At 72.5% G+C, this 11,181-nt stretch carries 7 protein-coding genes; 3 read left to right on the top strand and 4 right to left on the bottom strand.

Going from position 1 to position 11,181, the window contains the following annotated elements; all coding sequences use genetic code 11:
* Positions 1-68: 68 nt before the first annotated feature.
* From ACFVIU_RS05500 to ACFVIU_RS05510, 3 genes are all read right to left on the bottom strand, one after another.
* Positions 69-860: a S1 family peptidase gene (locus ACFVIU_RS05500; RefSeq protein ID WP_385840785.1), complete on the bottom strand. Its 792-nt coding sequence runs from the start codon at positions 858-860 to the stop codon at positions 69-71.
* A gap of 207 nt (positions 861-1,067) precedes the next feature.
* Positions 1,068-3,887, bottom strand: a complete 2,820-nt coding sequence (locus ACFVIU_RS05505; RefSeq protein WP_385840786.1) for an ATP-binding protein — start codon at positions 3,885-3,887, stop codon at positions 1,068-1,070.
* Positions 3,888-4,045: 158 nt separating this feature from the next.
* Positions 4,046-4,876, bottom strand: coding sequence for a response regulator transcription factor (locus tag ACFVIU_RS05510; protein ID WP_385840787.1), 831 nt, complete (start codon positions 4,874-4,876; stop codon positions 4,046-4,048).
* A 118-nt stretch (positions 4,877-4,994) separates the two neighbouring features.
* Here ACFVIU_RS05510 and ACFVIU_RS05515 point away from each other — a divergent pair, with 118 nt between their 5' ends.
* Both ACFVIU_RS05515 and ACFVIU_RS05520 read left to right on the top strand, forming a co-directional pair.
* Positions 4,995-6,668 (top strand): AMP-binding protein, encoded by a 1,674-nt coding sequence (locus ACFVIU_RS05515; protein WP_385840788.1) that lies wholly within the window; start codon positions 4,995-4,997, stop codon positions 6,666-6,668.
* Positions 6,665-8,257 carry an AMP-binding protein gene (locus tag ACFVIU_RS05520; RefSeq protein ID WP_385840789.1) on the top strand — a complete coding sequence of 531 codons (1,593 nt, stop codon included), beginning with the start codon at positions 6,665-6,667 and terminating at the stop codon, positions 8,255-8,257. Before ACFVIU_RS05515 ends, ACFVIU_RS05520 begins: the two co-directional genes overlap by 4 nt.
* Before the next feature lie 33 nt (positions 8,258-8,290).
* On the opposite strand, the gene ACFVIU_RS05525 is transcribed toward ACFVIU_RS05520, so the two are convergent.
* Positions 8,291-9,013, bottom strand: a complete 723-nt coding sequence (locus tag ACFVIU_RS05525) for a hypothetical protein (protein ID WP_385840790.1) — start codon at positions 9,011-9,013, stop codon at positions 8,291-8,293.
* 268 nt (positions 9,014-9,281) lie between these two features.
* On the opposite strand from ACFVIU_RS05525, the gene gcl reads away from it, so the two are divergent.
* Positions 9,282-11,069 (top strand): glyoxylate carboligase, encoded by a 1,788-nt coding sequence (gcl, locus tag ACFVIU_RS05530; RefSeq protein WP_385840791.1) that lies wholly within the window; start codon positions 9,282-9,284, stop codon positions 11,067-11,069.
* The last annotated feature ends 112 nt before the right edge of the window (positions 11,070-11,181 follow it).

The raw sequence follows: 11,181 nt of genomic DNA on the forward strand, positions 1-11,181 counted from the left end.
CTCGTGGTGGCCCGCAACGCCCCCCTGGCATCTACCTGAGGGTGTGGCTCAGGTGTCCTTCTTCCGGGTCACGAGTGGACCTGCGCGGTCACGAGGTCCGAGAAGGTGGTCAGCCGGGTGTAGACACCCGGGTAACCCGCCTCCGCGCACCCCTCGCCCCAGGAAGTGATCCCTGCCAGGACGCCCCCGATGAGCAGGGGACCGCCGCTGTCGCCCTGGCAGGTGTCTACGCCGCCGGAGGAGTATCCGGCGCACACCATGTCGGACTGGACGAAGTCCGAACCGTAGGAGGAACGGCAGCTGGAGTCGGCCACGATCGGCACGGTCGCGGTCCGCAGCTGGTTGGAGGAGCTGCCGTTCTCCGAGGTGGTGCCCCAGCCGAGGATCCGGGCCGTGGTGCCGGCCGCGTACACACTCGTCTGGGACGAGGAGACGTACGACACCGGGGTGTACGGCATCGACGTCGACAGGGTCAGGACGGCCACGTCGTTGCCGTTGGTGGCGTCCGTGTAGTCCGGGTTGACCCAGATCTTGCTGACCCTGCTCACCGTGCCGTCGGTGCCGTTCAGATAGGTACGGCCGCCGACCACACGGACACTGCTGGGGGACTCGCCGGCCATGCAGTGCGCGGCGGTCACCACCTTGGTGGCGGACACCAGGGTGCCGCCGCAGAACTGGTTCCCGGAGGCGTCCGTGATCTGCATGACGAACGGATACGCCGCGGTGGTGGTGGTCGTACCGCCGACGATGGGCTGAGGGGCGGCACTCGCCGTGGGGGAGGCGAGCAGCGCGGTCGCCGCGGCGGCGGCCGTCGCCACCAGGGTCGCGGCGGTCTTTCTGGCACGTGTGAGCCCGAACATGAGTCTCCTCAGTGGGGGTTGCACCGGTGGGGGTTCGCGCGGGTGTGGGGGTTGTACACGGGGGTCGCGGGACCGACCCCCGTATGCCCGGGCGAGCGGCACGCCCCTTACGCTAGGACCCGGCACCCTTGGCTCCCAATGAGGGAACCCCCTAGGGGGTTGGGTGAGGGAAAACCCTCGGTCCGGTTCAGTTAACAAGGGCTCCGCTCAGGGCGCGCGCCGACCCGCCGCCAATCGGACGATGTCGACCCGCGATCGGATCCCCAGCTTGCGGTAGACCCGGGTCAGGGTCGCCTCCACCGTCTTCACACTGATGAACAGCCGCGCGGCGATCTCCCGGTTGGTGGCGCCCTCCATGACCAGCGCCGCGACCTGGCGCTCCATCGCGGCCAGCACCGCCAGTGCGTCCAGCGGGCCCGGCGCGGCCGGTACCGGCTCCGGCTCCGGCTCGGGGGCGCTCAGCGCCTCGTCCACCTGGCGCAGCCAGGGCAGCGCCCGGCAGCGGCGGAACATCCGGGTGGCCTCGTCGTACCCGGCAGGACCGGTGCGCCGGCCGCGCAGCCGGGCCAGCGCGAACGCGGCGCGGGCCTCCTCCAGGCCGTAGCCGAGCTTGCCGAGCCGGTCCTGAGCGGAGGTCAGCTGGGCGACGGCGGCCTCCGTGTCGCCCTGTGCGGCGCGCACCAGGGCCTCGGCGCGGTCGAGCACGGCGAGGACACTCTCCCGGCCGAGCCGCAGCGCGTGCTCCCGGCTCGCGTCGATGACGTCCTGCGCCTCCGCGGGTTCACCGATCCGGACCAGCGCCTCCGCCAGATCGCCCTGCCAGCGGCCGCGCGCCGGGTCGGTGATGCCGAGGCCCAGCTCCAGCCGGCGCACCCGGCGCAGCGAGCGCACGGTGCCCGCCGGATCCCCGGCGACCAGCTGGGCGTACCCGAGCGCGCCCAGGGCCCGCGAGAGGTACATCTGGTCGCCGTCCCCCTCGGCGTGCGCCACCGCCTCCCGGGCCAGGACCAGCGCCCGGTCCACATCGCCGCCGGACGCCTCCGCCAGCGAGGTCAGCATCGCCGAGGCGGTCTCCCCGATCCCGGAGTCCCGGGCCAGCCGCAGACTCTCCCGGGCCAGCTCCAGGGCGCGCCCGCAGTGCCCGGCACGCAGCTCGGTCTCGGCGAGCCCGCGCAGGAAGTGCACCTCGCTCTCCACCGAGCCGCGCCGCCGTACCTCGCGCAGCAGCGCGGTGACCGTCGCCCGGGCCTCGGTCAGCTGGTCGCTCATGACCAGCCAGCGGAACCGGGCGCTGCCCGCGCCGTTGTGGTGCCAGGCGACCCGTGGGTCCTGGGGCTCCGTCAGGGCGCGTCTGATGGTGCGGGGCGCGTCCGGGTGGCCCATCAGGGTCTCGGTCTGGGCCTGGAAGGCGAGCGACAGCAGTTCGGTGCGCCGGTCGCCGCCGCGCGCCGCCAGCTCGGCGGCGTGCGCGGCGGCCTGCCGGGCCTCGGTGAAGTCGCCGGCCACGATCAGCGCCCGCCAGGCCAGCTGGTAGTGGACCAGGGCGAGCAGCCGCGGGTCGTCGCCGGCGTCGGCGAGCGCCTGCGGGAAGACCGCGTCGACCTCGGCCATGGTGTGCCCGGCGCTGTCGATGACGATCATCCAGGCGCGCACCCGGTCGGCGGGCACCGCCGTCCGGCTCAACACCTCCCGGGCGATGTCCCGGGCCAGGTCCAGCTCGCCGGCGGTGATCGCGTCCTCGGCGGCCTGGAGCCGGCGCTCGGCCTGGCCGGGCGCGGCGTCGGCGGGGGTGTGCCGGGCGGCGAGCAGCCCCAGCTGGGCGGCGACCGACGGGGCCCCGCGGTCCCGGGCGAGGGCGGCGGCCTCGGCGAGCCGGGCGGCGGCCTCGGGGTCGGCGCCGGTGGCCGCCAGCGCCAGGTGCCGGGCGCGTTCGATCGGGTCGGAGGCGGCGGTGGACAGCGCCGTGTGCACGGCCCGGCGCTCATGGGCCGGGGCCTCCGCGTACAGCGCGGCGGAGATCAGGGGGTGCGCGAACCGTACGGCGGGGGCGTCGGGCTCGGTGGCCAGCAGCCCGAGTTCGGCGGCCTGGGCGCACTCCGCCTCGGCGTTCTCCCGGCCGGCCGCGTGCAGCAGGGCCATGGTGGGGCGGGCGCCGGCGCTGGCCACCAGCAGGGTGCGGCGGGCCTCGACGGAGAGCATGTCCAGCCGGCTGAGCACCAGGGCGCGCAGGCTGGTGGGCACGGGCAGCGGCTCGCCCGGCCGGGGCGGGGTGGGCCGTTCGGCGAGGGCGCGGCCGAGTTCCAGCGCGAACAGCGGGTTGCCGCCGCTGGTGCGGTGGATCTCGCGGACCGTGGAGCGGGGCAGGCCGCCGTGGCCGCGGTGGTCCAGCAGCCGGGCCACCTGGGCGTGGGACAGCGGGCCCAGCCGGACCCCGAGGGTGTCCGGCGGGCAGGCGCGCAGATGACGGTCGTACTCCTGGTTCTCCTGGCCCTCGGTGCGTACCGCGCACAGCAGTTGCACCGGGGTGCCGCCGAGTCGCCGGGCGGCGAAGCCGAGCAGTTCGGCGCTGGCCGGGTCCAGCCACTGGAGGTCGTCGGCGACGACCAGCACCGGGCCCGCGGTGGCGAGCGCCCGCAGCGCGGAGAGGACCGCGAGGCGCAGCGCGAGGCCGTCGCGCTGGAGGCTGGACTCACCGCGGCCGGTGAGCGCCGACTCCAGGGCGGTGCGCTGGGCGGCGGGCAGCCGCGGCGACACCTCGTCGAGGACCAGGCCGAGCAGGTCGGCCAGGGCCAGGAAGGGAAGGTGGGATTCGGACTCCGTGGCCGAGCAGCGCAAGACGGTGTGCGCGGTCGCGGCGTATTCCTCGGTCAAGGCCCGCAGAATGGTCGATTTCCCTATTCCGGCCGGGCCGTGGAGCAGCACACTGCCGCCGGAGGCGAGCTGCGCACGGGCGCCCGCGAACAGCTCTTCGCGGCCGATGACCAGGTCGGAGCGGCACCTGGCAGGCTCCTGGAAGTCCCGTCGCACTTCACCGCTCCCCTCGTGTGTCGTGTTCGGGCCAAATTCTAGGCAACGATCCCTGAAATTCGGACGGAAGCCGTGGTGAGGGAAATAACAACCGGTCAGGCATAGGGAAATTCAAAGCGTCTCTGCATGAATGAAAGCGTTTCCCCAGGAGTCGGCGGCTAGGGCAGCAGTCCCGCCCGCCGGGCCGCGGTCACCGCCTCCCCCCGGGTGTGCGCGCCCAGCTTCCGCATCGCCGAGCGCAGATATCCCTTGACCGTCTCCGTACCCAGACCGAGCCGCTCGGCCACCGCCGCGTTGGTCGCCCCGGCCGCCACCCAGGTCAGCACGTCCAGCTCGCGGGGCGCAAGGCTCGGCGCACCGGCCGGCCGCGGCGCCGCCAGCAGCCCGCAGGCGGCCAGCAGTTCCGCCCGCAGCTCCGGGTCGGCTATCCGGGGCGCCAGCGCCCGCAGCGCCGCGTGCGCCTCCCGCACCTGCTCCAGGGCGGCGGCGTGCGCCGGACCGCCGGCCCCCGGCCGTGCCGCCGTCAGCAGCGCCTCCGCCTCGTCCCGCACCACCAGCGCCTGCTCCACGTCCCGCGCCGCCGCCACCGCCGCGTCCAGCGCCCGGTCGCCGAGCGGCCGGGCCGAGCGCAGCGCGCCGTACAGCACCCCGCGCACCCGGCGCCGCACCACGACCGGCACCGCGACCACCGAGCGGATGCCCTCGGCCGCCACCTTGGCGTCGTACTCATGGCTGATCTGCCGGGAGCTGGGGTAGTCGGTCACCGCGCACGGCCGGGCCAGCGCCACCGCCTTGCCGCCCAGCCCGCTGCCGGAGATCACCGCGAGCGAGCGCAGCGCGGCCGTGGTGGTGCCGCTCAGCTCGCTGATCCGGATCTGCGGCCGGCCCGGCTCCACCAGCCCGCCGAAGGCGACCGGAAGCCCCGTGGCCCGCCGCAGCCGGGCCAGCGCACCGCCTATCTCCACTGCCCCCGCCGCGTCTGCCGTCACCTGTGTCGCTCCTTCGGCTTCCCACACCCCCGTTCGGGGGTAGTGAGACCTGCATCACGGATTAGACGATGCCAGAGAGCCGCCCGGCAATGGTCCGGAAGAGCAAGGAGAATCACGCATGAGCACGGCGACCGAGTCGTTCCGCACCGCCAGGGACTTCCTCCTGACGCACAGAGAGGACTACGCCACCGCCTACCAGGGCTTCACCTGGCCCCGGCTCGGGCACTTCAACTGGGCGCTGGACTGGTTCGACGCGATCGCCGCCGGGAACGACCGGACCGCGCTGCACCTCGTCGAGGAGGACGGCACCGAGACCCGGCTCTCCTTCGCCGAGCTGTCCGAGCGCTCCAACCGGGTCGCCCGGTGGCTGCGCGAGCAGGGCGTCGCCGCCGAGGACCGCATCCTGGTCATGCTCGGCAACCAGGCCGAGCTGTGGGAGACCGCGCTGGCCGCGATGAAGCTGCGCGCCGTGGTCATCCCGGCCACGCCGCTGCTCGGCCCCGCCGACCTGCGCGACCGGGTGGACCGGGGCCGGGTGAAGCATGTGATCGTACGGACGGAGGACACCGCCAAGTTCGCCGAGGTGCCCGGCGGTTACACCCGGATCGCGGTCGGCGGCTCCCCCGAGTACGGCTGGCAGCCGTACGAGGACGCCTACACCGCCCCGGCCGACTTCCTCCCCGACGGCCCCACCCTGGCCGACGACCCGCTGATGCTCTACTTCACCTCCGGTACGACCGCCCGCCCCAAGCTGGTCGAGCACACCCACACCTCGTACCCGGTCGGGCACCTGTCCACCATGTACTGGATCGGCCTGAAGCCGGGTGACGTACACCTGAACATCTCCTCGCCCGGCTGGGCCAAGCACGCCTGGTCCAACCTGTTCGCGCCGTGGAACGCGGAGGCGACCGTCTTCGTCTTCAACTACACACGGTTCGACGCGACCCGCCTGATGGCCGAGATGGACCGGGCCGGTGTCACCACCTTCTGCGCCCCGCCGACCGTCTGGCGCATGCTCATCCAGGCCGACCTCGGCCAGCTGCGCACCCCGCCCCGCGAGGCGGTGGCGGCCGGCGAACCGCTCAACCCCGAGGTGATCGAACAGGTCCGGCGCGGCTGGGGGGTGACGATCCGGGACGGCTTCGGGCAGACCGAGACCGCCGTGCAGGTCTCCAACAGCCCCGGCCAGGTGCTGAAGACCGGCTCCATGGGCCGCCCGAGCCCCGGCTTCCGCGTCGAACTCCTCGACCCGGTCTCCGGCGCCCCCGGCGCCACCGAGGGCGAACTGGCCCTCGACCTCTCCGAGCGCCCGGTCGGCCTGATGGCCGGCTACCACGGCGACCCGGACCGTACGACGGAGGCGATGGCGGGCGGCTACTACCGCACCGGCGACATCGCCTCCCGCGACGAGGACGGCTATCTGACCTACGTCGGCCGCGCGGACGACGTCTTCAAGGCCTCCGACTACAAGATCAGCCCCTTCGAGCTGGAGAGCGCCCTGCTGGAGCACCCGGCGGTGGCGGAGGCGGCCGTCGTGCCCGCGCCGGACGAGCTGCGCCTCGCCGTGCCGAAGGCGTACGTCGTGCTCGCCGAGGGCTGGCAGCCCGGCGCCGACACCGCCAAGGTCCTCTTCGAGCACTCCCGCGAGGTGCTCGCGCCCTACAAGCGCATCCGGCGGCTGGAGTTCGGCGCGCTGCCCAAGACCGTCTCCGGCAAGATCCGCCGGATCGAGCTGCGCGAGGCCACGGCCGCGGGCTCGGCGCACGAGTACCGCGAGGAGGACTTCCGGTGACCACTCCGCTGTCGTACACGCATGGCACCGGCAGCACCGCCCTGCTGGGGGACACCATCGGCGCCAACCTCGACCGGGCGGTGGAGAGATGGCCGGACCGCGAGGCGCTGGTCGAGGTGGCCACGGGACGGCGCTGGACCTACGCGCGGTTCGGCGCCGACGTGGACGAGCTGGCGCGGGCGCTGCTCGCCTCCGGGATCGCCAAGGGCGACCGGGTGGGCATCTGGGCGGTCAACTGCGCCGAGTGGGTCCTGGTCCAGTACGCCACCGCCCGCATCGGCGCGATCATGGTGAACATCAACCCGGCCTACCGCACCCACGAGGTCGAGTACGTCCTGAACCAGGCCGGGATCTCCCTGCTGTTCGCCTCGCTCAGCCACAAGACCAGCGACTACCGGGCGATGGTCGACGAGGTCCGGGGCCGCTGCCCGCAGCTGCGCGAGGTCGTCTACATCGGTGACCCGAGCTGGCCGGCGCTGCTCGCGCGGGCCACGCCGGAGGCCCGCTACCCGGAGCTGTCCTGCGACGACCCCATCAACATCCAGTACACCTCGGGCACCACCGGCTTCCCCAAGGGCGCCACCCTCTCCCACCACAACATCCTCAACAACGGCTATTTCGTGGGGGAGTTGATCGCCTACACCGAGCAGGACCGGGTCTGTCTCCCGGTCCCCTTCTACCACTGCTTCGGCATGGTGATGGGAAACCTCGCGGCCACCTCGCACGGCGCCTGCATCGTCGTCCCGGCCCCGTCCTTCGACCCGAAGGCCACCCTGGAGGCGGTGCAGCGGGAGCGCTGTACGTCCCTGTACGGCGTCCCCACCATGTTCATCGCCGAACTGAACCTCCCCGACTTCGCGTCGTACGACCTCTCCTCGCTGCGCACCGGGATCATGGCGGGCTCGCCCTGCCCGGTGGAGGTGATGAAGCGGGTGGTCGCCGAGATGCACATGGAGCAGGTCTCCATCTGCTACGGCATGACCGAGACCTCGCCGGTGTCGTTGCAGACCCGGATCGAGGACGACCTGGAACACCGCACCGCCACCGTCGGCCGGGTGCTGCCGCACCTGGAGGTCAAGATCGTCGACCCGGCGACCGGGGTGACCCAGCCCCGCGGCACCGCGGGGGAGCTGTGCACCCGCGGCTACAGCGTGATGCTCGGCTACTGGGACGAGCCCGGGAAGACCGCCGAGGCGATCGACGCGGGCCGCTGGATGCACACCGGGGACCTCGCGACGATGCGCGAGAACGGCTATGTGGAGATCGTCGGCCGGATCAAGGACATGATCATCCGGGGCGGCGAGAACATCTACCCGCGCGAGATCGAGGAGTTCCTCTACGCCCATCCGAAGATCAGGGACGTCCAGGTCGTCGGCGTACCGGACGAGAAGTACGGCGAGGAGGTGCTCGCCTGCGTCATCCCGCAGGACGCGGCCGACCCGCTCACCCTGGAGGAGCTGCACGCCTTCTGCCAGGGCCGGCTCGCCCACTACAAGATCCCCAGCCGGCTGCGGATCCTCGACTCCTTCCCGATGACGGTGTCCGGGAAGGTGCGCAAGGTGGAGCTGCGCGAGACCTACCGGGACTGAGCCCGGCGCGACGGGACGAGGGACGGATGCCGCTCAGCGGTGTCCGTCCCTCGTGCGCGTCTGCGGCTCCGGCGCGCCCTCGGTGTGCAGCGCCTCGGCCGGGTCGTTCACCGGCTGCGGCACACCCGCGAGGTCCAGGACGAACAGCGGTATCCCGAGGCCGCCCGCGCGGGCCCGCGCGGCGTCGGTGTAGCCGGCCAGGGAGAAGTACACACAGCCCGCGGACTCGGTCATCGCGGTCAGCCACAGGCACTCCACGTCCCGGGGCGCGGCGGGCCGTACGGTCGGGTCCACCTGGGCGAGCAGTCCGCGGGCGGCGAGCCCGATGCCGTGCGGCGGCCGCTGGTCGGCGCGGCGGATGTCCCGGTAGCCGAGCCAGCGCAGATAGAGCGCGGCGGTGGTGACCGCGTCCCGGGCGGTCCGCACGGGCCGGGGCTGGAAGGGGGGCCGGGGCGCGGGGCGCTCCGGTTCCGGGGGCGGGGCGGGGGCCGCGGCCGCACCGGCGACCGGGATGCGCAGCACCGTGCCGCACGGGCAGCCCAGCTCCGGGTGCGGCCACTGGCCCGGGTGCCCGCAGGCCGCGCACGGCACGGTGAGCCACTCGTCGTCCCACGCGCGGTGCTCGGCCACGGCCGGCTGCCCCGCGGGGTCCAGGCGTGGGGCGGTGGGGGCGCCGCAGACACACGGATAGGACGGCGCGGCGTAGAGGTGCTCGCGCCGGCAGACCGGGCAGCGCACCGGTACGCACTCGGGCATGGCCCACCCACTCCCACGGCGGCACACAGGGACGCTCACATCGTCCTCCTGCCGCCCCCCTGTTGTCCGCCACTTCCCCTGTCCTGGCGGGCCCGTCGGCGGTGGAACGCCCTTGACGGCGTCCGCCCACGCCTCCTACATTGCTTCCAGATAGTAGAAATTAGTTTCCGCAATGCGAAAGTAATGCGGAAGTGGTCGACTCTGGAGACTGTGCTCACCGCGGGGCGCGACGGGAGTACGCATCCGACAGCCGAAGCAGGAGTACTCGATGGCCCGTATGACCGCTGCCCGCGCGGCAGTTGAGATCCTCAAGCGCGAGGGCGTCACCGACGCCTTCGGTGTGCCGGGCGCGGCGATCAACCCGTTCTACAAGGCCCTCAAGGAGGGCGGCGGCATCAACCACACCCTCGCCCGCCATGTCGAGGGTGCCTCCCACATGGCCGAGGGCTACACCCGCACCACGCCGGGCAACATCGGCGTCTGCATCGGTACCTCCGGCCCGGCCGGCACCGACATGATCACCGGCCTGTACTCGGCCATCGGTGACTCCATCCCGATCCTGTGCATCACGGGCCAGGCGCCCACCAGCGTGATCCACAAGGAGGACTTCCAGGCCGTCGACATCGCGTCGATCGCCAAGCCGGTCACGAAGATGGCGGTCACGGTCCTGGAGGCCGCCCAGGTCCCGGGCGTCTTCCAGCAGGCCTTCCACCTGATGCGCTCCGGCCGCCCCGGCCCGGTCCTCATCGACCTGCCGATCGACGTCCAGCTCACCGAGATCGAGTTCGACCCGGAGACGTACGCGCCGCTGCCGGTCTACAAGCCGGCCGCGACCCGCGCCCAGATCGAGAAGGCGATCACCTTTCTTCTGGAGTCGGAGCGCCCGGTCATCGTGGCAGGGGGTGGCGTCATCGGCGCCGACGCGGCCGACCTCCTGGTCGAGTTCGCCGAGCTGACCCAGACCCCGGTCATCCCGACCCTGATGGGCTGGGGCGCGCTGCCCGACGACCACGAGCTGAACGCCGGCATGGTCGGTGTCCAGACCTCGCACCGCTACGGCAACGCCACCTTCCTGGAGTCGGACTGCGTCCTCGGCATCGGCAACCGCTGGGCCAACCGGCACACCGGCTACAAGCTCGACGTCTACCGCGGCGAGCGGAAGTTCGTGCACGTCGACATCGAGCCCACCCAGATCGGCAAGATCTTCCCGCCGGACTACGGGGTCGTCTCCGACGCCAAGGCCGCGCTGGAGCTGTTCATCGAGGTCGCGAAGGAGCTGAAGGCCGCGGGCAAACTCCCCGACCGCTCCGCGTGGGTGGCCTCCACCCAGGAGCGCAAGGCGACGCTGCTGCGCCGTACCCACTTCGACAACGTGCCGATGAAGCCGCAGCGCGTGTACGAGGAGATGAACAAGGCCTTCGGCCCGGACACCCGGTACGTCACCACCATCGGCCTCTCCCAGATCGCCGGCGCGCAGATGCTGCACGTGTACAAGCCGCGCCACTGGATCAACTGCGGCCAGGCCGGCCCGCTGGGCTGGACCATCCCGGCCGCGATCGGCGTCGCCAAGGCCGACCCGGAGGCCCCGGTGGTCGCCCTCTCCGGCGACTACGACTTCCAGTTCATGATCGAGGAGCTGGCGGTCGCCGCCCAGCACAGGATCCCGTACGTCCATGTGCTGGTGAACAACGCCTACCTGGGCCTGATCCGCCAGGCGCAGATCGGCCTGGACATCAACTTCCAGGTCAACCTGGAGTTTGAGAACATCAACACGCCCGAGATCGGCGTCTACGGCGTGGACCACGTCAAGGTCGCCGAGGGCCTGGGCTGCAAGGCGATCCGGGTCACCGAGCCGGAGCAGCTGGGCGCGGCCTTCGAGCAGGCGAAGAAGCTGGCCGCCGAGTACCGGGTGCCGGTCGTCGTCGAGGCGATCCTGGAGCGCATCACCAACATCTCCATGAGCAGGACCATGGACATCAGTGACATCTCCGAGTTCGAGGACCTGGCCACCGAGCCCGGTCACGCGCCGACGTCGATCAAGCCGCTGAAGGTCTGACGCCACGCGGTACCACCGAGGAGGGGGGGGGGGGGGGGGCGGCCGGGGGGCCCCCCCGGGGGGGGCGGGGGGGTGGTAGAAACGCACGACCGACAGGGGCGCGCCGACCCCG

The organism is Streptomyces sp. NPDC127190, from assembly GCF_042672505.1.
Classification (GTDB): domain Bacteria; phylum Actinomycetota; class Actinomycetes; order Streptomycetales; family Streptomycetaceae; genus Streptomyces.